Origin of the sequence: Streptomyces sp. BB1-1-1 (assembly GCF_031597775.1) — a bacterium.
Lineage (GTDB): Bacteria > Actinomycetota > Actinomycetes > Streptomycetales > Streptomycetaceae > Streptomyces > Streptomyces thinghirensis.
On record NZ_CP134203.1, the window covers coordinates 5902210 to 5928663 of the forward strand.

Below are 26454 nucleotides of genomic sequence, written 5' to 3' on the forward strand. Positions count from 1 at the left end.
GGCCGTGGGCGCCGTCAGCCGGCGCCGTCGCTCCGGCGCCGCCGCGCGGCCAGCAGCAGTCCGCCGCCGGCGAGGACGACGGCCGCGCCGCCCGCCGCGATGTACGGCGTGGTGTCGTCGCCGCCGGTCTCGGCCAGGTCGGTGCCCTGCTGCCCGGCGGCCTCCTCCGCGCCGGCGTCGCCGTTCCCGGAGTTCTCGTCCTTCCCGGAGTCCCCGGAGCCGGCCCCGTCGTCGGTGTCCTTGTCGCCGGCGGGCACGAAGTCGGCGGGCGGCTGGTCGCAGCCGACGCCGTCCTTGTCGCGGTCCAGGTGCGCGCCGTAGTGCTCGTCACCCTCCTTGATGTTGGAGTAACCGGCGTCGTACGCCTCGGTGCAGTTCTCGAAGGGGTGGGTGCCTTCGTGCGCCTGGGCGGCGGTCGGCAGGGCGGCGAGGGCGAGCGCGGCGACGGCCACGGCGACGGGCTTGCGGAGCAGGTTCATCAGAGTCCCGGGAATGGTGTGGATGGGTGGATATGAGGTGACGAACGTATTGAGGTGCAGTAGATGTGGTGGCGATATGAAGGACTCGTGATGCGAACGTGACGTGACCGGACGGTAGCTCTCCGCTCCGGGCCGCGGGGCGCGTACGGTGAGTCCGGTCCGACCAGGGAAGGAGCCGTGGATGACCGGCTGGAACGTGGGCGACATGCCCGGCCTGGACGGGCGCGTCGCCGTCGTCACCGGCGCCAACAGCGGCCTCGGCTACGTCGTGGCCCGGGAACTGGCGCGCAAGGGGGCGAGCGTGGTCCTCGCCTGCCGCAGCGAGCAGCGGGGGAGCGAGGCCGTGGAGCGCCTCGTCGGCGAGGTGCCGGACGCCGCCGTGGAACTGGCGCGGCTGGACCTCGGGGACCTGGCCTCGGTCCGGGAGTTCGCGTACGGGCTGCCGTACGACCGGGTCGATCTCCTCGTCAACAACGCCGGGGTGATGGCGCTGCCCTACGGGACGACGACGGACGGCTTCGAGACCCAGTTCGGCGTCAACCACCTGGGCCACTTCGCCCTCACCGGGCTGCTGCTGCCGACCCTGCTCGCCACGCCGGGTGCGCGGATCGTGACCGTCTCCAGCTTCCTGCACGCGCTGGCCAACATCGATCCGCGCGACCTCAACAACGTACGGCGGTACGGGCGCTGGACCGCCTACGCCCGTTCCAAGTCCGCCAACCTGCTCTTCACCCACGAACTGGCGCGGCGGCTCGCGGCACGGGACGGCGCTTCGGACGTGCGTGCGATCGCCGCCCACCCGGGATACGCGGAGACCAACCTCCATACCGCCGGTCCCCGGGCCGAGGGGCGCCGGCTCGCCGAGCGGCTGAGGGTGCTCGCCACCCGGGTCGTCGCCCAGCCCGCCGAGGCGGGGGCGCTGCCCGTCCTGTACGCGGCGACCGCGCCCGGCGTCCCCTCCGACTCCTTCACCGGCCCCTCCTTCGCGATGTGGCGCGGGACGCCCGCACCGTCCTGGCGGGCGCCCTGGACCACCGACGACGCGATGGGGGAGCGGCTGTGGGCCGCCTCCGAGCGGCTTACGGGCGTCACCTACGAGGCGCTGGGGGCCTGAGCGCGCACACGCTGGGGGCCTGAGCGCGCGCACCCGGCCGCCGCGACGGCGACCGGGTGCGCGCGGCGGGCTACGACCGGAACGGCCCGCGCACCTCGTACGTGATCCCGCCGGAGGAGCTTCCGGTCGTGCCCCGCTGGCTGGAGAAGTACAGGCGCGTCCCGTCGGGCGAGAACGCCGGGCCCGTGATCTCCGAGCCGGACTGGCCGTCGATGCGCAGGAAGGGGGCGATCACGTCGCTCGGCGTGATCACGCAGATCTCCATGTTGCCGCCGTCCTCCGCCACGAACAGGTCGCCGGAGGAGCTGCCGGTGACGTTGTCCACGCCGGTCAGCGGTGCCGTGCCGGACGTCACCAGGGAGTCGTCGTAAGTCAGTTCGACGGTCTGGGCGGCCGCGTTGTACTGCCAGACGCGGTTGTCGCCCTTGGTGGTGAACCAGCAGGTGTCGTCCGCGTAGTAGCAGCCCTCGCCGCCGTTGAACCGCTTGGCGCCGGAGACCTGGCGGCGGGTGGCCGTGGCGCCGGACGGGTCGGGCACCCTCGCCCAGGTCACCGGTCCGCTGGTGGACGAGCCCGCGACCAGCACCTCCAGCGTGCCGGAGGACAGGTCGCCCCAGGTCGTCGGGCGGAAGCGGTAGAAGCAGCCGTCGCTGACGTCCTCCGTCAGGTACACGACCTCGCGCACCGGGTCGGCCGCCGCCGCCTCGTGCTTGAAGCGGCCCATGGCGTCCCGCCGCACCGCGGCCTTCACGCCCCACGGGTCGGTCTCGTAGACGTAGCCCCGGTCCACCTCCTCGCAGGACAGCCAGGTGTTCCACGGGGTCCGGCCGCCCGCGCAGTTCTGCCGGGTGCCGGACAGGACGCGGTACGCCGACGTGACCGCCCCGGTGGACGAGAACCGCACCGCGCTCGCGCCGCCGGACGGGTTGATCTCCGAGTTGGAGACGTAGATCCAGCCGGCTCCGTCCGCGTAGCAGGCGCCGCCGTCCGGCGCGTTGTGCCAGGTGTACGAGGTGCCCGCGACCTTCTGGCCGGAGCGGGCGATCACCTTGCTCGTGAAGCCGGCGGGCAGCCTGATGCCGTTGGCGTCGGGCGCGCCGAGCGCCCCGTACGGGCCGCTGCCGGGCTGGGCTGGCGCGGCGTACGCGGCACCGCGCCACAGGGTTCCGCCGAGGACGGCCGAGCCGCCGACGATGGCCGTGCGCAGGAGGGTACGACGTTCCACTGCTGCCTCCGGGGGTCATGACCGGCCCCGCCGCCGGACGGCGGCGGGAGCGTGCGGCTACGGACCCTAGGGCAGCTCGGTTGACAGTCCATGGACAATCCGTGACGGCTGGGCGGCGCGCCCTCTCAGCGGTCCACGGCCACCGCCGTGAACGTCGTCTCGGGCGTCTGCGGGCTGGTGAAGCGCGCGTTGACGAGGTAGAGGCGGTCGCCGAAACGGGCGGCGGTGGCGGGGACGTCGAAGCGGGGATCGGTGATCGTCCGGCGCAGGGTGGCCGTACCGGCGCGCGCGTCCAGGTCCCACACGCTGACCAGATTGAGCCGGTTCTGGACGACGTACAGCGTGTGGCCGACCCGGACCAGGCCGTCGCCGTGGACGACGTCGTCCGCGCCGACCAGCCTGATCCGGGTGGCGCGGCCGGTCCGGAGGCTGACGCGGTGCAACTCGCCCGCCGCCATCCTGACGACGATCAGTCCGCGCCCGTCGGGGGTGGAGACGACGCCGTTGGCGTTGATGACGTCCGGCGTCTGCTCCCAGTCGCCGGTCAGCGGGAGGGCGCGCACGCCGCCGCGCCGGCCGCGCGGGACGCCGTGGAGGACGGGCCCGTACGAATCGGTGAACCAGGCGCGGTCACCGAGCAGGACCGCGTCGTTGACGAAGTGGCCGCTCGTTTCCGTGAGTTGGTGGGTGCGCAGCAGCCTGCCGGTGCGGGCGTCGACGATCCGCGCGGTTCCGCCGCCGCCACCCGCGATGTACAGCAGGCCGTCGCGGTCCAGCTTCAGGCCGATGGCGGCGAGGCCCGTGCCGCCCTCGTGGACGACGCGGCCCTCGCCGGTGCGCAGGTCGGTGCGGTAGACGGCGCCGTCGGCGCGCGAACCCATGTAGGCGTACGGCCCGCGCCCGATGGTGATGCCCTCGGGCAGCCAGCCGTCGGGCAGCGGGAACCGGGTCGGCCAGGTGGCCCTGGTGGCGGCGGCCTCGGCCGAGCCGGTGCCGGCGGCCACCGCCAACGCGGCGCCGGCGGCACCGCCGAGCACCGCGCGCCGGGACGGCCGGGGGGCGTTACGAGTCATGGCGGGCCTCCGTAGGAGAAGGGCGTGGGACTCGATGAAAGCCGACGGCCGAGGCGATTTCGAGGCGCCGGCCGGGTTTGGCGGGAAACCGACAGCCGCCCCGGGAGAGGCCGGAGGGAACGTCAGGCCGTCTGCCCGCCGTCCACCACCAGGTCGGTGCCCACCACCGACGCCGCGTCGTCCGACGCCAGGTACAGCACCGCCGCCGCGACCTCCGCGACCGCCGAGACCCGGCCGAGCGGCGTCTCGCTCCGCATCCGCTCCGCCCGCCCCGCCTCCGTCTCGCCGGGCTGCAGGGACATGGAGGTCGCCGTGGCGCCCGGGCTGACGGCGTTGATACGGACCCCCTCACCGATGTGGTCCAGGGCGGCGCCCCGCGTGAGCGCCGAGACGGCCGCCTTGGTGGCCGCGTAGGCGGTGGCGCCCGGGCTGCGCTTGTGCGCACCGAAGGTGGAGGCGATGTTCACGATCGCGCCGCCGCCCGGCTGGGTGCGCATCCGGCGGACCTGCGCCTGGAGGGCGAGGAAGACGCCGGTGACGTTGATGTCGAGTTGCGTGTGCCAGTCCTCCTCGGGCAGATCGGCCACGGCGACTCCGCCGCGGAAGACGCCCGCGTTGTTGACGGCCACGTCGAGGGAGCCGAAGTGATCGACGGCGGCGTCCACGACGCCCCGTACGTCGGCGGCACGGGAGACGTCGGCGGTGACGGCAAGTGCCTTGCCGCCCGCCGCCTCGATCAGGGCCACCGTCTCGTCGAGCGGCTTCCGTCCGCGCCCGGTGACGACGACGTGCGCGCCCTCGGCGGCGAGGGCCAGGGCGACGGCCCGTCCGATGCCGGAGCCCGCCCCGGTGACGAGGGCGGTCCTGTCGGTGAAGCGCTGGGTGGTCATGAATCTCCCCTTTTTTCTTGACCGATCGTTTCATTATGAGGCCAGCGAAACACCCCTCCGGAGAGGGGGTCGGTGTCTCAGTCGAGCAGCGCGAGCGCCTGTTCCGCCGCGTCCCGCACCCGGGCCGGGTCCGGCGACGCCTTCCCGACCACCCGCAGCCCCTGGAGCAGTACCAGCAGCATGCGGGCGAGGGTCAGCGGGTCGCGGTCGGCGGGCAGTTCGCCCTGGGCGCGGGCCCGGACCAGCGTCGAGTGCAGCACGGTTTCGAGCTGGTCCCAGTTGCGCTCGACCCGCCGCGCGGCGACCGGGTCGTGCGGGGCCAGCTCGGCCGCGGTGTTCGTGACGAAGCAGCCGCGTTCCCGCAGTTCCTCGGCGGCCGCCTCGACGGCGTAGCGGCGCACCAGGGACCGTACGCCCGGCAGGGCCGGGCCCGGCCGGGCGAGTTCCTCCAGCAGTTCCGGGAGCAGTCCCCGCTCGTAGCGTTCCAGCGCCTTCAGGTACAGCTCGTGCTTGTTGCCGAAGGTCGCGTAGATGCTGGCGCGCCCGATGCCGAGATGCTCGACGAGGTCGGACATCGACGTCGCCTCGTAGCCGCGCCGCCAGAACAGCTCCAGGGCTGCCCGCAGCGCGGCGTCCGGATCGAACTCCTTGGTCCTGGCCACGCGTCGCAGCCTAGACCTATCTGAAACGATCAGTCAAGAATGCTGCTCTCAGGCCGCCTTCACCTCGTACGTCTCCACCCGCACCGCCTCGTCGTCCAGGCACTCCCCGGTCGCCAGGTCGAAGCGCTGCTTGAGCAGCGGGGAGGCGACGAAGGGGCGGCCCTGGTGGGTGCCGGTCAGGCCGCGGGAGAGGACCGCGGCCCCGGTGAACGGGTCCCGGTTGTCGATGGCGTACAACTCGCCGCCCCGGTCGCGGAACAGGGCCACCTGGCCGCCGTCCGGCAGCAGGGCCGCGACGCCCCGGCCCGGGAGCAGGGCGCCGAGGTCGCAGGCCGTGAACCAGTCGTCCGTCAGGCGCAGGCGTACCTTCAGGTCGGTCGTCTCGGGTGCCGTCGTCTCGGGTGCCAGGGTCATCGCCGGGTGCTTCCTTCCAGGAGGTCGTTCTCGAGGTCTTCCTCGGTGCGCCGCAGGCCGATGCTCAGCAGCGGCAGGTCGGGCTTCATCTGGTCGCGCTCGGGCACGAAGCCCACGACCGGGTCGGGGGTGTCGGGCGCGTTCACGAAGGACACGAACCGGGCCAGCTTCTCGGGGTCGTTGATGGTCTCGGCCCACTCGTCGCGGTAGTGCGAGACGTGGGCCCGCATCAGGGACTCCAGCTCGTCGCAGATGCCGAGCGAGTCGTGCACGACGACGTCCCGTACGTGGTCCAGGCCGCCGGGGATGCGCTCCAGCCAGGTGGAGGTGCGCTCCAGCTTGTCGGCGGTGCGGATGTAGAACATCAGGAACCGGTCGATCAGGCGGACCAGTTCGGCGTCGGAGAGGTCCTGCGCGAGCAGGTCCGCGTGGCGCGGGGTGGCGCCGCCGTTGCCGCCGACGTAGAGGTTCCAGCCGTTGGACGTGGCGATCACGCCGAAGTCCTTGGACTGGGCCTCGGCGCACTCGCGGGCGCACCCGGAGACCGCCGACTTCAGCTTGTGCGGGGAGCGCAGGCCCCGGTAGCGCAGCTCCAGGTCGATCGCCATGCGCACCGAGTCCTGGACGCCGTAACGGCACCAGGTCTGCCCGACGCAGGACTTCACCGTGCGCAGCGACTTGCCGTACGCGTGCCCGGACTCGAAGCCGGCGTCCACCAGCCGGGCCCAGATCACCGGCAGCTGCTCGACGCGGGCGCCGAACATGTCGATGCGCTGGCCGCCGGTGATCTTCGTGTAGAGCCCGAAGTCCCGGGCGATCTCGCCGATGACGATCAGCTTCTCGGGGGCGATCTCGCCGCCGGGGATGCGCGGGACGACGGAGTACGAGCCGTTGCGCTGGAGGTTGGCCAGGAAATGGTCGTTGGTGTCCTGGAGGGCCGCCTGCTCGCCCTCCAGGACGTAGCCGCTGGCGCCGATCGCCGGGGCGAGGGAGGCGATGATCGAGCCGACCGCCGGCTTGCAGACCTCGCAGCCGTCACCGCCCCGCGCGCCCTCCCGGCCGTGCCGGTCCAGCAGCTCGCGGTAGGAGGTGATCCGCAGGGCGCGGACGATCTCGTACAGCTCCTCGCGGGTCTGCGCGAAGCAGCCGCACAGGCCCTTGTCGACCTCGACGCCGCTCGCCTCCAGCTCGGCGGTGACCAGCTGCCCGAGCACCTTCACGCAGGAGCCGCAGCCGGTGCCGGCCTTGGTGCACTTCTTCACCTCGGGCACGGTCGTGCAGGAGTGCTCCGTCACCGCGCCGCGGATCGTGCCCTTGGTGACGTTGTGGCAGGAGCAGATCACCGCGTCGTCGGGGAGCGCGGACGGGCCCAGCTGGGCCGGGGCCCCGGCGCCGGCGGGCAGTACGAGGGACTCGGGGGAGACCGGCGGGACGGAGCCGGTGAAGGCGCGCAGCGTGCCGTACGCCTCCGCGTCGCCGACCAGGATGCCGCCGAGCAGCGTGCCGTCGCGGCCGACGACCAGCTTCTTGTAGAGGCCCGCGCGGGAGTCGGAGTAGACGACGTCCAGGCAGTCCTCGGCGGTGCCGTGCGCGTCGCCGAAGGACGCCACGTCCACGCCGAGCAGCTTCAGCTTGGTGGACAGGTCGGCGCCGGTGAAGGACGCCTCCTGGGCGGCGATGGTCGCGGCGGCCGTCTCGGCCTGCTCGTAACCGGGCGCCACCAGCCCGTACACCCGCCCGTCGGACGCCAGCGCGCACTCGCCGATCGCGAACACGCGCTCGTCGGTGACCGTGCGGCACCGCTCGTCCACGCTGATGCCGCCGCGCTCGCCGACCGCCAGTCCGCAGTCGCGGGCCAGCTGATCGCGGGGGCGGACACCGGCGCTGAAGACCACCAGGTCGGTGGCGAGTTCGGAACCGTCGGACAGCTTCATGCCGGTGACGGTGCCCGACGCGTCGTCGACCAGGATCTCCTGCGTGCCGACGCCCGTGTGGACGGACAGGCCCATGCCCTCGATAGTGCGCAGCAGCGCCGCGCCGCCGCCCTCGTCGACCTGGACCGGCATCAGGCGGGGCGCGAACTCCACGATGTGCGAGGTGAGCCCGAGGCCCTTGAGCGCGCCGGCCGCCTCCAGGCCGAGGAGCCCGCCGCCGACCACCGCGCCGGTCGTCGCGGTCTTCGCGTACTCCTCGATGGCGAGCAGGTCCTCGATCGTCCGGTAGACGAAGCAGCCCTCGGCGTCCTTGCCGGGGACCGGCGGGACGAAGGGGTAGGAGCCGGTGGCGAGCACGAGGACGTCGTAGTCGACGACCAGCCCGGAGCGGGCGGTCACCTTGCGCGCGTCCCGGTCGACGGTCACCGCGGGGTCGCCGACGCGCAGCTCGATGCCGTGCTCGTCGATGAAGGCCAGGTCGGTCATCGACAGGTCGTCGGGGGTCTTGCCCGAGAAGTACGAGGTGAGCTGGACGCGGTCGTAGGCGGGGCGCGGCTCCTCGCACAGCACGACCACGCGGTGCGTGGCGGTCAGGCCGCGCTCGGCGAGTGCTTCGAGGAAGCGCTGGCCGACCATGCCGTGGCCGACGAGCACGATGGTGGGGGTGGGCCCCGGGGTGGCGGTCATCAGGAGCCTCCGTCATTGGTGAGCAGGTGGAGCAGGGGGCCGCCGTCGGACGGGAGCGGCTCTGCTCCCTCCCAGGCGCGCGCGAGCGCGCCGACGGTGCCGAGTTCGCCGACCAGGACCCCGCCGACCAGCCGGTCGTCGCGGACGACGACCTTGCGGTAGGTGCCCCGGGTGGCGTCGGCGAGCTGCACGACGTCGTCGCCGGGGCGGGGGTCGGTCTCGCCGAACGCGGCGAGGTCGAAGGGGCTGTCGGGCCCGAAGGGATTGCCGGGCCCGGTGAGGGTGAGCCGGGTCAGGGACCGGGTGCCGGTGTAGCGGGCGGCCGTGTCGTCCCCGGCGAGCAGCTCGGCGAGCGCGCCGGCCTGTTCGAGGGCGGGCGCGGCCAGCCCGTACACGCGCCCCGCGTGCTGGGCGCAGTCGCCGACGGCGCGGATGTGCGGGTCGGAGGTGCGCAGCTCGTCGTCGACGACCACGCCCTTGGCGACCTCCAGCCCCGCCGCCTGCGCGAGGCCGACGCGCGGCCGGACCCCGCAGGCGAGGACGACCAGGTCGGCGCCGAGCGCGTACCCGTCGGCCATCTCCACCGACCGCACCGCCCCGCCGACCGAGCGCACGTCCCGTACCCGGCACTCGGTGTGCACCTCGACGCCGAGGTCCTCCAGATGCCGCCGCACGAGCGCGGAGGCGGCCGGGTCGAGCTGGCGCTCCATGAGCCGCTCGGACTGCTGGGCGAGGACGACCTGCGCGCCGCGCACGGCCAGCGCGCGGGCGGCGGAGACGCCGAGCAGCCCGCCGCCGATGACGACCGCCCGCACCCCCGGCCGTACCGCCTTGGACAGCCCCAGGCAGTCGTCCATCGTCCGGAACGCGTGCACGCCCTCGGGCAGTTGGCGGTCCGGGGTGAACAGGCCGCGCAGGGGTGGCAGTACGGCGTTGGAGCCGGTGGCCATGACCAGCGTGTCGTACGCGATCACCGAGCCGTCGGCGCACCGGACCGTCCGTCCGGCCCGGTCGACGCCGGTGACCCGGCCGCGCAGCAGCCCGGCGGGCGCCGGCAGGGCGATCACCTCGGGGCTGTACCGGCCGGCCAGCACCTCGGCGAGCAGCACCCGGTTGTACGGGCGGTGCTCCTCGTCGCCGACCAGCAGCGCGGGCGTGCCCAGCTCACCGAGGAGCCGGGCGAGCGTCACGCCCGCGAGTCCGGCGCCGATCACCACCACACGCGTATTCGAGGTCATGGCAACGAGCGTGCGGTGCGGGTGTTACCCGGTGGCATCGCGTCTGTTTCCCGCGGGGAACGCTGCCCTCAGCGGGGACGGGGGGCGGGTGTGAGGGACGCGGTCAGGCCCTCGCACGGCCCCTCGCACCCGGCGGGCAACCTCAGAAGACCCTCATCTCGATGGACGGCACATCCATACCGTCCATAAGCTCGCGATCATGCCCGACATATCGCTGACCACGGTCGTCCTGCTCTGCCTCGCGGCCCTCGCGGCCGGCTGGATCGACGCCGTGGTCGGCGGTGGCGGCCTCCTGCTGCTGCCGGCGCTGCTGCTCGGGCTGCCCGCCGGCACCCCGGCCGCGCACGCGCTGGGCACCAACAAGGCGGTCGCCATCGTCGGCACCACCGGAGCGGCGGTGACCTACGCCCGCAAGGCGCCCGTGGACGTCCGCATGGCCGTCCGCATCGGCCTCGCGGCGCTGGCCGGCTCGTCGGGCGGGGCCTTCCTGGCGGCCGGGATGAGCACCGAGGTGCTCAAGCCGGTGATCATGGTGGTGCTGCTCGCGGTCGCGGCCTTCGTGATCCTCCGCCCCGCCTTCGGCACCGCCCCCGCCACCGGCCCGGCCACCCGCCGCCAGATCTTCGCCGCGATCGGCCTCGCGGGTCTCGGCATCGGCTTCTACGACGGTCTCGTCGGCCCGGGCACGGGGACCTTCCTGGTCCTGGCCCTCACCGCACTCCTCCACCTGGACCTGGTGACCGCCTCCGCCACCGCGAAGATCGTCAACTGCTGCACCAACGCGGGCGCCCTCGCCACCTTCGCCTGGCAGGGCGCCGTGCTGTGGCAGCTGGCCGGCCTGATGGCCGTCTTCAACCTCGCCGGCGGCATGTTCGGCGCGCACACCGCCCTCAAGAAGGGCAGTGGCTTCGTCCGCGTCGTCCTGCTGACGGTGGTCTTCGCGCTGGTGGCGAACCTGGCCTACGAGCAGTGGGTGGCCTAGGAGGCGTCGTGGCCGTACGACAGCCCGTGCCCGGAGCGGAAGAGGATCTCGGCCGGGTCGTCGGCCCGCTGGATGGGCACGGGCAGCTTGCCGCGCGGCTCGACCCGGCCGGCGATCACCCGGGCCGCGGCGCGCAGTTCGACCTCGGTCCAGCAGTAGGAGACCAGTGAGGCCGGGACGCCGCCGAGGTGGGCGATGTCGTAGGGGTTGCGCACCGCGAGATGGACGACGGGGACGCCCGTCGCGAGCAGCCGGGACACCAGGGTGCGCTGGGCGCTGGTGGCGCCGACGTTGTCGGTGGTGACCACCACCGCGTCCCGTCCCCGCGCGGCGGCCACGGCCTCGTCGATCTTCGCCGCGTCGGGCGCCCGGCCGGTGGCGAGGTGGGTGGTCCGGTAGCCCAGTTCGTCGAACGCCTTGGCCAGCTCGGGCACCGTGGTGCGGGTGTCGTCGGTCGGGAAGGCCGGGCCGGCGCCGACCACGAGCAGCTTCCGCTGCCCGCGGCGCAGCGGGAGCGCCTCGTCCTCGTTGACCAGCAGGGTGGTGGTGCGCTCGGCGATCCGGGCGGCGGCGAGCCGGTGCCAGCGGGCGCCGACGACCCGGTCGACCACCCTTCGGGAGACGTAGGGGCTGCCGTCGAGCAGTCCGGCCTTGTCCTTGATCCGCAGGATGCGCAGGACCGATTCGTCGAGCCGGTCCTCGGTGATCTCTCCGCCGCGGACGGCGGCCAGGACGCCGTTGTAGGCGACGTCGATGTCGGGCGGGAACAGCAGTTGGTCGGCGCCGGCCTTGAGGGCGAGGACGGGCACGCGGTCGTCGCCGTACTTGGTGCGCACCCCCTGCATGTTGAGGGCGTCGGTGACGATCACGCCGTCGAAGCCGAGTTCGTCGCGCAGCACGCCCTGGAGGATCGTGGGCGACAGGGTGGCCGGTTCGTTGCTGGGGTCGAGCGCGGGGACCTGGAGGTGCGCGGTCATGATCGAGTCGACACCGGCGGCGATCGCGGCCTTGAAGGGCGGGGCGTCGATGCGGTCCCACTCCTCGCGGGTGTGGGTGATCACGGGCAGTCCGGTGTGGCTGTCCTGCGCGGTGTCCCCGTGGCCCGGGAAGTGCTTGGCGCAGGCCACGACGCCGGCCCGCTGGTAGCCCGTGACCTGTGCCGCCACCATGCGACCGACCTCGCGGGCGTCGGCGCCGAAGGAGCGGACGTTGATGATGGGGTTGGCCGGATTGACGTTGACGTCGGCGACCGGGGCGAAGTTCTGATGGATGCCCAGGGCGGCGAGTTCGGTGCCCGATATCCGTCCGGCGGTGCGCGCGTCGGAGAGCGAGCGGCCCGCGCCGAGCGCCATCGCGCCCGGCAGCTGGGTGGCGCCGCTGCCGATGCGCACGTTGGCCCCGTGCTCCTGGTCGATGGAGATCAGGGAGGGGATGGGGGTGGGCAGCGAGAGCGAGGCCCGCTGCACACCGTTCGTCAGGTCCGCGACCTGGCGGGGGTCCTGGATGTTGTTGGCCCAGCCGGAGAAGTAGATGACACCGCCGATGTGGTACTTGGCGATGAGCTCGGCCACGGTGCGGACGCCGAGCTCCCTGAGATTGCGGTCCTGGTCGAACTGGCTGGGAGAAGTCGCCGACGTACCGTAGAAGTACGGTACGAACAGCTGGCCGACCTTCGCCTCGACGCTCATCCTGGAGATGATCCTCTTGAGGCGGTGGTCGCGCTTGTGCGCGACCGCGGGGGTGGCCGTCACACCCACGACGCCCGTCGCGCTCGCGGCGACCACGGTCGCGGAGGCGAGAACGGTTCGTCTGGACAGACTCCGGTCCTGCATGCGGACATGCTCCTTCCAGCCTTGCCCACCAAGGGAATTGAAGGAAATGTGCAGTACTGCGAACAGCGGGAAAGGTAGCCCGCGGAGCACGGCAGGGCAATAGGTCTAGACAAAAGGACTAGACACAAGGGCCTAGGCCTTCGCCGGGCCTCGCCGCAGATCCAGCAGCTCCACCATCCCGGTCGTGTCCTCCTCCCCGTGCCCCTCGGCGAGCCACCGCTCCATGAGCGCCATGTACGGCGTCAGCAGCTCCGCGCTCACCCCCTGCTCCTCGGCCGTGCGCAGCAGCGTCGCGTTGCCCGCCACCTGCATGGCGAGGTTGGAGACGACGTCCTTGCCGTAGTCGCCGCTCTCCAGCTGGTCGGCGGCCAGGTGGGCGGAGCCGGTCATCGCGCCGAGCCACGACACCAGCAGCGGCGCGAAGTCCTTGGGGGCGATGTCCTCGGGGCCGATCAGCGCGAAGGCGTGCGCGATGCCCGCGAACATGCCGCTCATCGCGCTCAGCAGCGCCACGTCGTGCAGCGCGGCGAACCCCGCGTCCTCGCCGACGTAACGCGTGCCGGCCGGGACGGCGAGGGCCTCCCGGTGCTCCTCGAACAACTCGGCGGAGCCGCTGTAGAAGACGTACGCGCCGGAACCGGCGTCCCCGATCATCGGCGGTACGGCCATGATCCCGCCGTCCAGGAAGCGGGCCCCGCGCTCCTTCGCCCAGGCGGCGCGGGCGCGGCCCTCGGCGGGCGTTCCGGTGGTGAGGTTCACCAGGTCCCGCCCGGTCAGGTCGACCCCGTCCAGGGCCTCGCCGACCGAGGCGTCGTCGAGCAGGCAGGCGATCACCAGGCGGCTCGCGGCCACCGCCCCGGCCGCGCTCGCGGCGACCGTGGCGCCGTCGGCGGCGAGGGCCTCGGCGCGGGCCGGGGTGCGGTTCCAGACGGTCACGGGGTGTCCGGCGGCGAGCCAGGCGCGGACCAGGGCGGTGCCCATGGCGCCGGCGCCGAGGACGGTGAGCGGAATACGGGCGGTGGAAGTCTTGTCAGTCATGGAGATCAGACTCCGCCGGAAGTGACGACCCCTCAAGTACGTACTTCGAAGTGGGTGGTTACTCCGGGGGAAGCAAGCGGCAGCGGGTGGGACGGGGTGACGGGTATGGGTACGGGTACGGGTACGGTACGGCGGCCGGGGGCGTACGTCTGCGGGGTCGACGCGGCGATGGACGTGATCGGCGGCAAGTGGAAGGTGCTGATCCTGTGGGCGCTCGGCGAAGGGGTGCACCGGTTCGGCGCGCTGCGCCGCGCGCTGCCGGGCGTGACGGAGAAGGTGCTCGCCGCGCAGCTGCGGGAGATGGAGGCCGACGGCATCGTGCACCGCGAGGAGTACTGCGAGGTGCCGCCGCGCGTCGAGTACTCGCTGACCGCCCGGGGCGTCGCCCTCAACGAGGCGCTGGCGCCGCTCGGCGCGTGGGGGAAGGCGAACGTGCTGAACGCGTCACCGGCTGCCGGTGAGGTGCGCGAAGACGACCACGTTGCCCTGGTATCCGGTACTGCGTGAGTAGTCGCCGCCGCAGGTGATGACGCGCAGCTCGGGCCGGTTCGCCGCGCCGTACACCTTCTGGTCGGGGAAGTCCTTCGCGGCGTACACCTCCACCGCGTCGACCGTGAACACCGCGACGCCGCCGTCGCGCCGGTCGACCTCGATCGTGGCGCCCTTCTCCAGGGCGCCGAGGCGGTAGAAGACGGCGGGGCCCTCGGCGTTGTCGACGTGCCCGGCGACGATCGCGGTGCCCGTCTCGCCCGGGGTGGTGCCGGCCTCGTACCAGCCGGCCAGGTTCTCCTCCTCGGCGGGCGGCACGTCGAGGCTGCCGGACGGCGTCAGGCCGAGGCCCGTCATCGGGGCGTCCACGCCGATCGCCGGGATGCGGACGCGGTCCGGCGGCGAGGGCGGCAGCGCGGGCGCCGCGGCGGCCTCGCCGGTCTGCCCGGTGCGGGCCTGCGCGGCCGACGGCTGGGGCGGGGCCTCGGCCTGGGCGCCGCCGACGAGCAGCCATGCCCCGGCGCACAGGGCGACCGCGGTGACGGCCGCTATCGCGGTGTTGCCGACCCTGCGCATGACGTCCCCTCTCCCTCGGGTCCCTCTGTAGGCCCCCTGCCCCCTCCGGGCCGCGAGGGGCGTCGGACCCGGAGGGGGTGGGGAAGTGCGGTACCGGCGGACGGGCAGCGGAGGGTGCCCGTCAGATCCCGTCGCCTCTCGCCCGGCGATGCAGGAGCCAGGTACCGCCCGCGGCGGCGACGGCCAGAGCCGCCACACCGGCCGCGGTCTGCACGGGGTCGGGGCCAAGAGCGCCGCCGACCCCCGTCTTCACGCTTCCTTTGGGATACACCTGCTCACGGGCCGAGGTCAGCGTGACCACCAGGTCGCCCGTCACCCGCAGGCCGCTTCCACCGCAGGTCGCGACGATCTCGTACGTCCCCGGCTGGGCGCTCGGCGGCACCTCGAAGCGGCCCACCGACTCGCCCTCGTCCGGGCCCGGCGCCAGCGGGAACGCGCCGGCGCCCACCGCGCTGGCGTCACCCGCCGCCGAACCGCCCTCGCCGCACGCCGACGTGGTCACCCTGGCCGGCTCGCCCGGCACGACCGAGGACGGGTACACCTCCAGACCACCGGTCGCTGCGGCCTCCCCGGCGTACGCGGGCGCCGGGGCGGCGAGGCCGACGGCCGCGACGGCGAGCGCGGTACCGGTCAGCAGGCGGGCGGTACGTCGCATCGGTGCTCCTTGAGCTCTTCGGTGGCCCCTGCCCTACCGAGGAAAGTCGCACCGGACGCGCCCCGCTCCCCGAGGAGGCGCCGGGAATGGGATGAACGGGTGTCGGGCCCGGCCCCGGCGGGCCCACCGAGGACGCCGTTTCGGCAGGTCACCGGCGTGCGGCGGGGGCGCGCCGGAAAAGATCCCGAAGGGCGCGCGGCGCGGGTGTGAACGGGTGACCGGTGCCTTGAGGACGGACCCGCCGACGCCACGACTTGACCTCAAGCAAAGTCGAGGTATCAGGCTGTCGCACATGAACACAACGACCGCTCCGCTCCATGTGACCCTGCTCGTCGGCAGCAACCGCCACGGCCGCTTCGGCCCCGTCGTCGCCGACTGGCTCCTGGGCCACCTCCGGGCCCACGACGACCTGGTCCCGGAGGTGGTGGACGTCGCCGCGACCGACCTGCCCACGACCTTCGCCCCGACCCCGGAGGCCACCGCCGCGCTGGCGGAGATCACCCCGAAACTGGCGGGCGCCGACGCGTTCGTCGTGCTCACCCCCGAGTACAACCACTCGTTCCCGGCGGGCCTGAAGAACGTCATCGACTGGCACTTCGACGAGTGGCGGGCCAAGCCCGTCGGCCTCGTCTCCTACGGCGGTCTGGCCGGCGGCCTGCGCGCCTCGGAGCACCTGCGCCAGGTCTTCGCCGAGCTGCACGCCGTCACCGTCCGCGACACCGTCTCCTTCCACAACGCGGGCGCCTCGTTCGACGACGAGGGCGGGCTCAGGGACCCGTCGGGACCGGACGCGGCGGCGAAGACGATGCTGGACCAGCTGGTGTGGTGGGGGCGCGCCCTGCGGGAGGCGAAGGAGAAGCGGCCGTACGACGCCTGACCCGGCGCCGGCCGGCACCCTCACGGCGAGGATGCCGGCCGGCGCCGGGAGCGGTCAGGTCCCTGGTGGTCAGCCCACGTTCACCGCGCTCCACGCCGCGCCCACCGCGGCGTACTCCGCGCTGTCGGCGCCGTACAGGTCCTCGGCCGCGCTCAGGGTGGCCGTGCGGGCGCCCGCGTAGTCCGTGGACGAGGTCATGTAGACCGTCAGCGCCCGGTACCAGATGTCGCCCAGCTTGTCCCGGCCGATCCCGGAGACCGTGGAGCCGTCGCAGGTGGGGGAGTCGTAGGCCACGCCGCCCACGGTCTTCGTGCCGCTGCCCTCGGCCAGCAGGTAGGCGAAGTGGTTGGCGATCCCGGACGAGTAGTGGACGTCGAGGTCGCCCACCGCGGTGCTCCAGCAGTCGGCCGAACTGCCGTCCCTGCTGGGCCGGTCCATGTAGCGCAGCGCGTCGCGGCCGAAACCGTCCCGGACGACCTTCTCGCCGATCAGGTAGTCCCCGGCGTCGGTGGAGTTGCCCGCGTGCCACTCCACCAGCGTGCCGAAGATGTCGGAGGTCGCCTCGTTCAGGCCGCCGGACTCGCCCGAGTACGTCAGCGCCGCCGTCGACGACGTCACGCCGTGCGACATCTCGTGCCCGGCGACGTCCAGGGAGACCAGCGGGCCGAAGGTCGTCCCGTCACCGTCGCCGTACGTCATGCAGAAGCAACCGTCGTCCCAGAAGGCGTTGTTGTACCCGTTCCCGTAGTGCACGCGGTTGTACGAGCCCTTGCCGTCGCCCGCGATGCCACTGCGCCCGTGGACGTCCTCGTAGTAGTCCCAGGTGACGTCCGTGCCGTACTGCGCGTCCACCGCGGCCGAGGCGCGGTCGGCCGCCGTCCCGGTGCCCCAGTGGTTGTCGGCGTCGGTGAACACCGTCGAGGGCGCCCGGACCAGGCAGACGCTGAGGAGGCACAGGTCGGTCCGGTTCCCCGCGTCACCGGTGTACGTGCCGCCGCGCGTCGGATCCTTGAGCTGGTACGACGATGCCGACCGCGTCGTCTCGAGCGGCACCGTGCCGCCGTACAGCGACTCGCCGTCGCCCGTCGCCGTCTCGATGGAGTCCCAGGCGTCGATCCGGGCGCCCGTACGCGCGTCGGTCAGCACCGTGCGGGCGACCGGGTTGCCGACGGAGTCCAGCGCCGCCGTATCCGTGCGCCAGGCCAGCTTCGGGGCGCCGTGCAGGGCGTCGACCACCAGCTCCGGCTTGGCGGTGAGCTTCTTCAGCAGCTCGCCCGGGTTGGCGGCGCGCAGCGTGTTCGCGGCCAGGTCGGCGGCCTTGGGGGCCGACAGCCTCGGGGTGACGGTGGGGAGGGAGACCGGGGCACTCGTCGCGCGGTTCGCGCCCCGGTAGTCGCCGTCGGGGTCGAGGTGGACGACGAAGTCGCCGCCCAGGACGGGGATCTCGCGGTAGGTGCGGTCGTAGCGGACGTGCTGGGTGCCGTCCTCGTCGACGACGACGTCGCGGACCAACGCGTCCTGCTGCGGGGTCAGGCCCAGCCGCGTGGCGTGGTCCACGAGGGCCGCCGCCGCGTTGTCGAGGGCGGCGGCGGGGGACGGCCGGTCGTCCGCCCGGGCGGCGGGGACCAGAGTGGCCGTCAGGAGGACCGCGCCGGCGACGGCGATGCCGGCCGTGGCGGGGCGGGGACCTCGGGCGTGCCGTATTCGGCGGCTCATCGAACTCCTTGGGGGGAGGAGCGCTTCGGGGCGCGTGGGGAGCGCAGGGGGACGGCGCTGATGTCGACCCAGATTCAAGGAGCCCGGCATGTCATGTCCATAGCCCTCCCGTGAAGATCACGAGAGGCATGGGGGGAGAGAATGACCCTCTGTGGAAACCGCGCGACTCCCGTTCTTCGTCTACGGCACGCTCCGCCCCGGCGGCCCCCACCACGACCGCTTCCTGCGCGGACGCTTCCGCGCGGAGGAACCGGCCCGCCTGCACGGCGCCGTGCTCTACGCCGGCCCCGGCTACCCGTACGCCGTGGAGGCGTCGCCGGGACCCGGGGCAGTGGTCGCCGGGGAACTCGTCACCGCCCGGCCGGAGGCGTACGACGACCTGCTCACCGCCCTGGACCTGCTGGAGGAGTACGTGCCGGGCGACCCGCGCAACCTGTACGACCGCGTGGCCAGAACGGTCGTACGGGACACCGACGGGGCGCCCGTCCGCGCCTGGGTGTACGTCGCCGCCCCGGCCGTCGCCGCACGGCTGCGGGCCCGGGGCACGCCGATCGAGGGCGGCACCTGGCCCGTGCGCTGACCGTTACGGCGTGCCCGCCGGCGCCGCCGCCTCCGTCACCGCTTCCACCCGAACCGCGCACACCTTGAACTCCGGCATCCGCGAGGTCGGGTCGAGCGCCGGGTTGGTCAGGGTGTTGGCACGCCCCTCGCCCGCCCAGTGGAACGGCATGAACACGGTGTCGGGCCGGATGCCGGTGGTGATGCGGGCCGGCGCCACCGCCCGCCCGCGCCGCGACACGACGGCCACCGGATCGCCCTCGGCCGCCCCCAGCCGCGCCGCCAGCCGAGGGTGCAACTCCACGAAGGGGCCGGGCGCGGCGGCGTTCAGCTCGTCCACCCGCCGGGTCTGCGCGCCCGACTGGTACTGCGCCACGACCCGCCCGGTGGTCAGCAGCACCGGATACTCGTCGTCCGGCTCCTCGGCGCTCGGACGGTGCGAGACGGGCACGAACCTGGCCCGCCCGTCGTCGGTGGCGAAGCGGTCGAGGAAGAGCCGAGGGGTGCCGGGATGCCGGACGGCGGCCTCGGTGGTCCCGTCCGTCCTGTCCGAACCGTCCGTCCTGCCCGTCCTGTCCGTCCCGTTCGGCGCCGGGCACGGCCAGAACACCCCGTTCTCCTCCGCCAGCCGCCGGTAGTCGATCCCGGAGTAGTCCGCCGGACCGCCCGCGCTCGCCCGCCGCAGTTCCTCGAAGACCTCCTCGGGCTCGGTCGGGAAGCCCTTCTCCACGCCGAGCCGAGCGGCCAGTTCGTGCAGAACCTCCAGGTCGCTGCGGACCCCGTCCGGCGCACTGATCGCGCGCCGCCGCAGCAGCACCCGCCCCTCCAGGCTGGTCGTGGTCCCCGACTCCTCCGCCCACTGCGTCACCGGCAGCACCACGTCCGCCAGCGCCGCCGTCTCGGAGAGCACCACGTCGCACACGGCCAGGAAGTCCAGCGACCGCAGCCGCTCCTCGACATGGGCCGCGCGGGGCGCCGACACCACCGGGTTGGAGCCCATCAGCAGCAGCGACCTGATGTCCGTGCCCAGCGCGTCCAGCAGCTCGTAGGCGCTGCGCCCCGGCCCCGGCAGCGAGTCCGGATCCACCCCCCACACCTCGGCGACGTGCCGCCGCGCCGCCGGGTCGGTCAGCTTGCGGTAGCCGGGCAACTGGTCGGCCTTCTGCCCGTGTTCGCGCCCGCCCTGCCCGTTGCCCTGCCCGGTCAGACAGCCGTACCCCGACAGGGGGCGCCCGGCCCGCCCGGTCGCCAGGCACAGGTTGATCCACGCGCCCACCGTGTCCGTCCCCTTGGCCTGCTGCTCGGGCCCGCGCGCGGTGAGCACCATCGCCGCCTCCGGCTCGCAGAACAGCCGCACCGCCTCCCGCAGTTCGGGAACGGACACCCCCGTGATCCGCTCCACGTACTCCGGCCAGTGCCCCATCGCCGCCGCCCGCGCGTCCTCCCAGCCGGCCGTGCGCTCCTCGACGTAACCCTCGTCGACCCGCCCCTCGGCGACGACCAGGTGCAGCATGCCCAGCGCGAGGGCCAGGTCGGTGCCCGGCCTCGGCGCCAGGTGCAGGTCGGCCTGCTCGGCGGTCTTCGTGCGGCGCGGGTCGACGACGATCAGCGTGCCGCCGTTCTCGCGCAGCTCGGTGAAGTACCGCAGGGACGGCGGCATCGTCTCCGCCGGGTTCGACCCGACGAGGACCACGCACCCGGTCTTCGGAATGTCCTCCAGCGGGAACGGCAGCCCCCGGTCGAGGCCGAACGCCTTCACACCGGCCGCCGCCGCCGACGACATGCAGAACCGCCCGTTGTAGTCGATCTGCGAGGTGCCCAGCACCACCCGGGCGAACTTCCCCAGCGTGTACGCCTTCTCGTTGGTCAGCCCGCCCCCGCCGAACACCCCGAGCGCGTCCGCGCCGTGCTCCGCCCGCGTGCGCGCCAGGTTCCCGGCGATCCGCCCCAGCGCCTCCTCCCACGAGGCCGGCACCAGCGCCCCGTCGCCGGACCGCACCAAGGGGGAGGTCAGCCGCACCCGGGACGACAGCACCGCCGGCGCCGTACGCCCCTTGCCGCACAGCGCGCCCCGGTTCACCGGGAAGTCGGCGCGCTCGGACACCTCGACGGTCCCGTCGGCGGCGGGCGTCAGGTTCATCCCGCACTGCAGGGCGCAGTACGGGCAGTGCGTGGGCGTGGCGGTGTGCTGCGTGGCGGTGTTCCGCATGCCGGTGTTCTGCATGCCGTCCAGCGTGCGACGCCCGTGTTACGCGACCGGGCGGCGGTTTGTTACGCCGCCGGGACGGCGACCTCCCCGGCGCCCGCCGGCCGCGGTGAGGGGCGCGTCACCGCTCACCGGCCAGGTCCAGGGCCTGCGCCACCCCCGGCTCCTTCGGCCCGAGGAACGTGGGATCCGGCTCGAAGACCGCGTCCAGCGCCGCCTTCCCCGCCGCGAGGATCTCCCGAGCGCCCCCGTAGTACCAGGTCACATCGTGTACGTCGTCGACCCCGACGCCGTACGAGGCCACCCCCGCCTCCTGGCACAGCGCCACCGCGCGCCGGATGTGGAAACCCTGGCTGATCAGCACGGCCCGGTCGACCCCGAAGACCTTCTTCGCGCGGACGCAGGAGTCCCAGGTGTCGAAACCGGCGTAGTCGCTGACGATCCGCCCGTCGGGGACCCCGTGCCGGACCAGGTACGCGCGCATCGCGTCCGGCTCGTCGTACTCCTCGCGGCTGTTGTCACCGGTGACGAGGACCACCTCGATCCGGCCCGCGCGGTACAGCTCGGCCGCCGCGTCCAGCCGGTGCGCGAGGTACGGCGACGGCTCGCCCTCCCACAGCCCGGCGCCGAAGACGACGGCGACCTCGGTGCGGGGCACGTCGGCCGTGGTGCGCAGCCGGTCACCGGTCACCAGGTGCAGCCACGTGGCCGGCAGCAGGCCCAGCACGCACCCGGCCACCACCGCCCGGATCAGCCGCCGCTGCCCCGTGCGGGTGCGCGGCAGGCGCGGTCTGCGAGGTCTCCAGCGGCGCATCGGTGTCGGTCCCCTCCCTGATCGTCTCCTGACCGTTCCTATTCAGTGAGCAGGAGTGAGTGTTGTACCCATTCCTGGTCACTGCGGGCATCCCGAACGGTTGTGGATGTCCTGGTCGCCCGCGTTCGCGCCGCGTCCGGTGGCACGGATCGTGTCCGTGGTCCGGGGATGCGGGGGCGGGGTCCCTCACGCCCGAGAGCCTCCGGTCCGGCCTGGACGGTCCGATGTCCGTGCACATCGCTCTGGTGTGCACGGGGCGGTGTCGTCCGTCGCCGGATCGGGTAACCCTGGGCGCGTCGTCCGATCGCGATGCTCGCGGCATCGTGACGGGTGGTCGTGCGGGTGTGGGTGGCCATCGGCTTCTGCCAGTGCTGGGCGCCCCAGCGTGAGGTGTAGGCCGGGTCGACGGCGATGATCGTGATGCCGGTGGCGTCGGCCATGGAGGTCAGCCGGGCGCGGAGTCTGCCGGTGGGCATGCCGGAGATGAGCTGCCTGAAGCGGCGCTTGCGGCCGTGCTTCTCGCGGGTCTTCTCGGTGGCGAAGTCGAGGTCTTCGACCGCGATCGCTTTGACGCCGCAGGAGCGGGCCCAGTGCAGCAGCCGGGTGAGGGCGTGCCGAACCTGGGCGTCGCGGTGCTGGGCGGTGCCGGACAGGTCGTAGAAGAAGCGGCGCGGCGCACCCATCGGGTTGCCGTGGGTGTCGAGGCGCCAGGCGGCGAGGTGGTCGGCGTTGGTGTCGACGCCGATCACGCCGTCGGCGAGAGCTGCGGCCAGGGGGATGGTCGGGGTGGGTGGGATCTGCCAGGAGGCGGTCAGGTACCAGCGCCCGCGCTCCGTGTCGTAGTGGATGCGGTAGGCGACGGCGCGGTTGGCCGCCACGCGGTCGGCCCAGTCCTGCCCGCGGTGCGCGAAGGCCACCCGGCCGGTCAGGACGTACCGGCCGTGCGCTGCGTTGGCCAAGCCGGCGAGTGGGGCGGGGAGCTTGATGCTGATCTTGCCGTCGGGGCTGACGCGGATGGTTTCGTTGCCGAACCTCTTGCCGGATTCACCGTCGGCCTGGAGGAACCAGCGCGCCGTTTCCCACCGCTCGCGCCATGCGGCCTCGGTGAGCTGCGCCGTGTCAAGGTGGTGACGGTTGCGGGCGAGGCGCTTGCCGCCCCGCACCACGTGCACGACACCCGCCTGCCGGTCGGCCTGCTCGCGGGCCAGCCGGTCCTCCAGGACGTGCAGGCGCCGCGTCTTGGCGAACCACTCCCGCCTCGACTGGTAGCCACCCGGCGCCCCTTTGGTGCCCTTCGCCCCGACGGGGAGGGCCAGCCGATGCCGGATCGTGCGGATACCGGCCTCAAGACCCTGGATGTGAACGAGCTGGCAACGCCGGGCCAGCGCCCACTGGTCGTGCGACGCCTTCGTGATCGACCCAGCCCACCTGGACGACGACTCGGCCGTCAGGTCCCGTTTACGGGCCGCCCATGACTCACTGGAGTGCTCCAGGCCGTCCACGCAGCGCGCTTTGAGGTCCTTCGACGCCAGCGAGCCGAGGTGCGCACCCACCAGTGTCAGGACCTGCTCATCCTCGGGCGTGAGCCGTTTCGGCCGGGTACGCACCGCCACTCCGGCGGGGCCGAGCGCGACGAACGGCGCCGCAAGCCTGCGCAGACCACCCACCCCGCACCCCCCACCCCGGTCATGACCGACCCGTACACCCCACCCAACGACCACCACCGCACAAGGTCACGCATTCGACACACGGACTCCCGTTCCCACCCGGACCCGACCCCCCCCCGCACTCACTCATCCACGCCACAACACACTCACACACAGTCAAAGCCCAGCAGATCCCAACCCCAGGGACGCCCGGGCACGCCGTCCGGTTCACCGGCCGCTCACAGGGGACGCCCGGCGCCGTGTGAACCGCCGGAAAATCCCTGTGACCTCCGCGCAACGGGGAGGCAACGTCCGGCGGTCACCCTCGATGCATGACGGCGATGACACTGATGGGCAGGACGACGAGCACGGCGGCACCCGGCGGCACCCCCGCCCTGGTCGTCGTCGCCCACGGCAGCCGCGACCCACGCGCGCTGAGCACCGTACGCGCCCTCCTCGACCGGGTCCGCGCCCTGCGCCCCGGCCTGCCGGTGCACCTCGGGCACATCGAACTGAACGAGCCCCTGCTCCCCGACACGCTCGCCGCCCTGGGAGACGGGGCGGCCGTCCTCGTCCCCCTCCTCCTCAGCCGCGGCCACCACGTCAAACGGGACATCCCCGAGATGGCCGCGGCCTCCCCGGCCCGCACCCGCGTGGCAGCCCCCCTCGGCCCGCACCCGCTGCTCGTGGACGCCCTCCACGACCGCCTCGTGCAGGGCGGCTGGCCCGTTCACGCGGGTCCGGACCACGCGGTCGTCCTCGCGTCCGCGGGCTCCCGCGACCCGGACTCCAGGACCGACACGGCCCGCACGGCCGCCCTCCTGTCCGCCCGCACCGGCGCCCCGGTGGTCCCGGCGTACGCGTCGGCGGCGGCTCCGACGGTGCCGGAGGCGGTACGCGCGCTGTTGGCCCGGGGCTACCGGAACGTCGCCATCGCCTCGTACTTCACGGCCCCGGGCCGCTTCGCGACGGAGTGCGCGGCAGCGGCCCCGTGGATCGCGTCGCCCCCACTGGGCACCCACCCGGCGATGGCTCGCCTGCTTCTGCACCGCTACGACGACGCAGCGGAGGGTGATCCGCGGGGGAGGTCGAACGTGATGTCGATGGCGTCGGCCTGAGCCGGCGCCCCGGTAACAGCCTGGTACGCGTTCGGCCTGCCGCCGCGGGTGCGTGGAGTTCGCTGCAGGGCAGGGCAGATGCGCCGATCGGCGATGCGGTAGGCGCGGTGCCGGTCCGCATCATCGTGCGTGTGCGCAGCCCCGGACGACCAGGCCCCGCTGGTCCGGCCAGGCGGCGGAGGTGTATGCACCGCTTGCCGTACCCGCGCCGACAGGGCGAGGAGGTGAGCACCGGTTCCCACCGCAGAGGCCGGTGAGGTCATTGTGGGGTGTTTGGCATCCGGCTCGACGAGTGTGGTGGCCCGGCGGCATCACTGCCGTGCGGCGCCCTTCCTTCGGCCCGCCCCTTCGCCCAGGACTGGTTTGCCGACGACAGGAGGTCTGTGCGAGCCTCTTACGTCATCTCTCCGAAAGGGCTGATCGTGACGCTCGGCATGGTTCTCGGCGACTTCTCCTCTCGCGCTTCGACGCGGGAGCGGTAGCTCTACCTGCCCTGACGTGGGTGCCCGTGCGGCAGCACGGGCCGTTTTCCCTGCTCCTCGTCGAAGTGCTCTTCGTGCCCCCGCACGTTCGATCACGAGGAGTACACGGTGCCCACCATCCGTTGGACCGAGACAAGCACCACCCGTTCCGCCCCCTGGCATTCTGAGAACGCGACGCCGCCTCCCAGTCGGGTCATCTGTGCGGACGACCGTATGAAGGCCGACACGGCTTACCGTCTGGCCTGCGAAGGCACCGCCTTGCTGTGGCTGGGCGACTTCCACAACGCACGTCAACTGCTGCAAGCCATGCGTCGCCGCATAGACCGGAAGCCTCCCCGGCAAGGTGACAGCCCAGCAAACTCCTTCCACCTGCACCGCCGCGCACGCAGCCATCGCGCCCGTGTGCTGGGCAGGCTTCTCGTTCTGTTGGAAGACGACTTTCGCCTGAACCTGCGCAGAGCCCCCGATGTGCGCCAGGCGTGCACGGAGGCGTACGGCCCGTCGTCCGAGCCGATGGCGGTCTCGCTCACAGAACTTCTGGGCGTGGTCGGCGCGCATCAGTGGCGTACGAACGGCGTGCAGGTACCTGCCCTCGGCGCTCGCATTCATCCGCACTACGGCGTGTTCTCCCCGGTCAGGGGTGAATACGTCGACCTCGTCGCGCATGCACCGCTTCCCACGCCGACGGGCCGTCGCGCGGATCGCCGCACCGCATTCGACCTCGGGACGGGGACCGGAGTGCTCGCGGCCGTCCTGGCCCGCCGGGGGATCGACCACGTCGTGGCGACCGACATCAGTCCGCGTGCCCTGGCCTGCGCACGGGACAACGTCCGCCGACTGCACTACACCGGGCGCATTGACATCATGGGCCCCGACCTCTTTCCCGACGGGCGGGCGGACCTCGTTGTCTGCAATCCGCCCTGGATTCCCGCCCGGCCCACCTCCGCAGTGGAGCAAGGCGTCTACGACTCGGGCAGTAGCATGCTCCGGAGCTTCCTCGACGGACTCGCCGCCCATCTCGAACCGGAAGGTGAAGGATGGCTCATCCTCTCGGACTTGGCCGAGCGTCTCGGGCTCAGAACGCGCAGCGAGCTGCTGGCCGCCGTTGAGGCAGGGGGCCTGCACGTGGTCGACAAGATCGACACCCGGCCGCAGCATCCACGATCGAGGGACACCTCCGACCTCCTCTACGTCGCTCGCACAACCGAGGTCACGTCGTTGTGGCGCCTGAGACGGAGCGCCTCATTTCCGCCGGGCTCCGGCAAGCAGCGGTCAATTTATCGCCGGGCCCTTCTGCGGACGCCCGTCCCACCGCCGGCGCGCGTGGAGCTACCGGGCGGCGGGGGCTCGTCGGCTGCCGGGTGTCGTCGAGATCGAGGAACGTGCAGCCGTGCAGTGATCGGATGAGCTGTCCGGCCGTCACCCATCGGGCCGCAGGGTTGCCGTAAGGGATCACGTGCCTGTCGAGCCGCTGCGGCGGGCCCAGCGCAGTCGGCGCCCACCGGCGGCCGAGTACGGCGCATGCGTCGCTTTCGCGGACGCGTACGGCGATGTACCGGCCGCGCAGGTGCGGGCAGAGGTCGGCGGCCTGCCGCGCGCACGTTAGGCAGACCGGAGGGTGCGCGGTCATCAGTCCATCGGGCCATCCGGTCCAGTCGGCCCGGTTGTCCTCCAACAGCCACAGGGTCCCGCGTTCGTCGCGGTCGGCCGGCGCCCCGCACACCTGACACAGCAGGTGCGCCATGGCCT

Annotated in this window: 22 protein-coding genes and 1 pseudogene; 7 read left to right on the forward strand and 16 right to left on the reverse strand. The window is 73.0% G+C overall.

The window, feature by feature from the left end; genetic code table 11:
• Nucleotides 1-14: 14 nt before the first annotated feature.
• Nucleotides 15-479 (reverse strand): excalibur calcium-binding domain-containing protein, encoded by a 465-nt coding sequence (locus RI578_RS27020; RefSeq protein ID WP_310873493.1) that lies wholly within the window; start codon nucleotides 477-479, stop codon nucleotides 15-17.
• Between the two features lie 181 nt (nucleotides 480-660).
• Here RI578_RS27020 and RI578_RS27025 point away from each other — a divergent pair, with 181 nt between their 5' ends.
• On the forward strand, nucleotides 661-1593 hold the full coding sequence (locus tag RI578_RS27025; RefSeq protein WP_310873494.1) for an oxidoreductase: 933 nt from the start codon (nucleotides 661-663) through the stop codon (nucleotides 1591-1593).
• Nucleotides 1594-1663: 70 nt separating this feature from the next.
• Here the strand turns inward: RI578_RS27025 and RI578_RS27030 are convergent, their stop codons facing one another.
• The 7 genes from RI578_RS27030 to RI578_RS27060 all read right to left on the reverse strand — a co-directional run bounded on the left by RI578_RS27030 (nucleotide 1664) and on the right by RI578_RS27060 (nucleotide 9716).
• Nucleotides 1664-2818, reverse strand: coding sequence for an alkaline phosphatase PhoX (locus tag RI578_RS27030; protein WP_310873495.1), 1155 nt, complete (start codon nucleotides 2816-2818; stop codon nucleotides 1664-1666).
• Between the two features lie 125 nt (nucleotides 2819-2943).
• Entirely contained in the window at nucleotides 2944-3891 is a 948-nt protein-coding gene (locus tag RI578_RS27035) for a superoxide dismutase (protein WP_310873496.1), read from the reverse strand.
• A gap of 122 nt (nucleotides 3892-4013) precedes the next feature.
• A complete protein-coding gene (locus RI578_RS27040) occupies nucleotides 4014-4781 on the reverse strand; it encodes a glucose 1-dehydrogenase (RefSeq protein WP_310873497.1) in 768 nt (255 codons plus the stop codon).
• Between the two features lie 77 nt (nucleotides 4782-4858).
• On the reverse strand, nucleotides 4859-5443 hold the full coding sequence (locus RI578_RS27045) for a TetR/AcrR family transcriptional regulator (protein WP_310873498.1): 585 nt from the start codon (nucleotides 5441-5443) through the stop codon (nucleotides 4859-4861).
• A gap of 48 nt (nucleotides 5444-5491) precedes the next feature.
• A complete protein-coding gene (gene nirD / locus RI578_RS27050) occupies nucleotides 5492-5857 on the reverse strand; it encodes a nitrite reductase small subunit NirD (RefSeq protein WP_310873499.1) in 366 nt (121 codons plus the stop codon).
• The gene (gene nirB, locus RI578_RS27055) at nucleotides 5854-8478 is read right to left on the reverse strand and encodes a nitrite reductase large subunit NirB (protein ID WP_310873500.1); all 2625 of its coding nucleotides are present in this window, start codon (nucleotides 8476-8478) and stop codon (nucleotides 5854-5856) included. Before nirB ends, nirD begins: the two co-directional genes overlap by 4 nt.
• Nucleotides 8478-9716, reverse strand: coding sequence for an FAD-dependent oxidoreductase (locus RI578_RS27060; RefSeq protein WP_310873501.1), 1239 nt, complete (start codon nucleotides 9714-9716; stop codon nucleotides 8478-8480). Before RI578_RS27060 ends, nirB begins: the two co-directional genes overlap by 1 nt.
• A gap of 199 nt (nucleotides 9717-9915) precedes the next feature.
• Between RI578_RS27060 and RI578_RS27065 the strand changes: the two genes are divergently transcribed.
• Entirely contained in the window at nucleotides 9916-10698 is a 783-nt protein-coding gene (locus RI578_RS27065; RefSeq protein ID WP_310873502.1) for a TSUP family transporter, read from the forward strand.
• On the opposite strand, the gene RI578_RS27070 is transcribed toward RI578_RS27065, so the two are convergent.
• Both RI578_RS27070 and RI578_RS27075 read right to left on the reverse strand, forming a co-directional pair.
• The gene (locus RI578_RS27070) at nucleotides 10695-12530 is read right to left on the reverse strand and encodes a glycoside hydrolase family 3 protein (RefSeq protein WP_310873503.1); all 1836 of its coding nucleotides are present in this window, start codon (nucleotides 12528-12530) and stop codon (nucleotides 10695-10697) included. The two genes, RI578_RS27065 and RI578_RS27070, sit on opposite strands and share 4 nt — an antisense overlap.
• A gap of 132 nt (nucleotides 12531-12662) precedes the next feature.
• Nucleotides 12663-13568: an NAD(P)-binding domain-containing protein gene (locus tag RI578_RS27075; protein WP_310873504.1), complete on the reverse strand. Its 906-nt coding sequence runs from the start codon at nucleotides 13566-13568 to the stop codon at nucleotides 12663-12665.
• Between the two features lie 105 nt (nucleotides 13569-13673).
• On the opposite strand from RI578_RS27075, the gene RI578_RS27080 reads away from it, so the two are divergent.
• Nucleotides 13674-14075, forward strand: a complete 402-nt coding sequence (locus tag RI578_RS27080; protein ID WP_310873505.1) for a helix-turn-helix domain-containing protein — start codon at nucleotides 13674-13676, stop codon at nucleotides 14073-14075.
• Here RI578_RS27080 and RI578_RS27085 read toward each other — a convergent pair.
• Both RI578_RS27085 and RI578_RS27090 read right to left on the reverse strand, forming a co-directional pair.
• Nucleotides 14013-14633, reverse strand: coding sequence for a class F sortase (locus RI578_RS27085; RefSeq protein ID WP_310873506.1), 621 nt, complete (start codon nucleotides 14631-14633; stop codon nucleotides 14013-14015). The genes RI578_RS27080 and RI578_RS27085 overlap by 63 nt on opposite strands.
• Nucleotides 14634-14754: 121 nt before the next feature.
• On the reverse strand, nucleotides 14755-15288 hold the full coding sequence (locus RI578_RS27090; RefSeq protein WP_310873507.1) for a hypothetical protein: 534 nt from the start codon (nucleotides 15286-15288) through the stop codon (nucleotides 14755-14757).
• A 292-nt stretch (nucleotides 15289-15580) separates the two neighbouring features.
• Between RI578_RS27090 and RI578_RS27095 the strand changes: the two genes are divergently transcribed.
• A complete protein-coding gene (locus tag RI578_RS27095) occupies nucleotides 15581-16165 on the forward strand; it encodes an NAD(P)H-dependent oxidoreductase (protein WP_310873508.1) in 585 nt (194 codons plus the stop codon).
• A 69-nt stretch (nucleotides 16166-16234) separates the two neighbouring features.
• On the opposite strand, the gene RI578_RS27100 is transcribed toward RI578_RS27095, so the two are convergent.
• Complete coding sequence (locus RI578_RS27100; protein ID WP_310873509.1) at nucleotides 16235-17881, reverse strand: M4 family metallopeptidase; 1647 nt, start codon at nucleotides 17879-17881, stop codon at nucleotides 16235-16237.
• A 151-nt stretch (nucleotides 17882-18032) separates the two neighbouring features.
• On the opposite strand from RI578_RS27100, the gene RI578_RS27105 reads away from it, so the two are divergent.
• Complete coding sequence (locus RI578_RS27105; RefSeq protein WP_310873510.1) at nucleotides 18033-18461, forward strand: gamma-glutamylcyclotransferase family protein; 429 nt, start codon at nucleotides 18033-18035, stop codon at nucleotides 18459-18461.
• A gap of 3 nt (nucleotides 18462-18464) precedes the next feature.
• Here RI578_RS27105 and RI578_RS27110 read toward each other — a convergent pair whose 3' ends face one another.
• From RI578_RS27110 to RI578_RS27120, 3 genes are all read right to left on the reverse strand, one after another.
• Nucleotides 18465-20663 (reverse strand): molybdopterin oxidoreductase family protein, encoded by a 2199-nt coding sequence (locus tag RI578_RS27110; protein WP_310873511.1) that lies wholly within the window; start codon nucleotides 20661-20663, stop codon nucleotides 18465-18467.
• 103 nt (nucleotides 20664-20766) lie between these two features.
• Nucleotides 20767-21459: an ElyC/SanA/YdcF family protein gene (locus RI578_RS27115; protein WP_310873512.1), complete on the reverse strand. Its 693-nt coding sequence runs from the start codon at nucleotides 21457-21459 to the stop codon at nucleotides 20767-20769.
• 38 nt (nucleotides 21460-21497) lie between these two features.
• A complete protein-coding gene (locus tag RI578_RS27120; RefSeq protein WP_310873513.1) occupies nucleotides 21498-23126 on the reverse strand; it encodes a transposase in 1629 nt (542 codons plus the stop codon).
• 311 nt (nucleotides 23127-23437) lie between these two features.
• On the opposite strand from RI578_RS27120, the gene RI578_RS27125 reads away from it, so the two are divergent.
• Both RI578_RS27125 and RI578_RS27130 read left to right on the forward strand, forming a co-directional pair.
• Nucleotides 23438-24223 (forward strand): sirohydrochlorin chelatase, encoded by a 786-nt coding sequence (locus tag RI578_RS27125; RefSeq protein WP_399061529.1) that lies wholly within the window; start codon nucleotides 23438-23440, stop codon nucleotides 24221-24223.
• A 590-nt stretch (nucleotides 24224-24813) separates the two neighbouring features.
• Nucleotides 24814-25935, forward strand: a pseudogene (locus RI578_RS27130) (methyltransferase); the annotation flags it as partial.
• Between the last annotated feature and the right edge of the window lie 519 nt (nucleotides 25936-26454).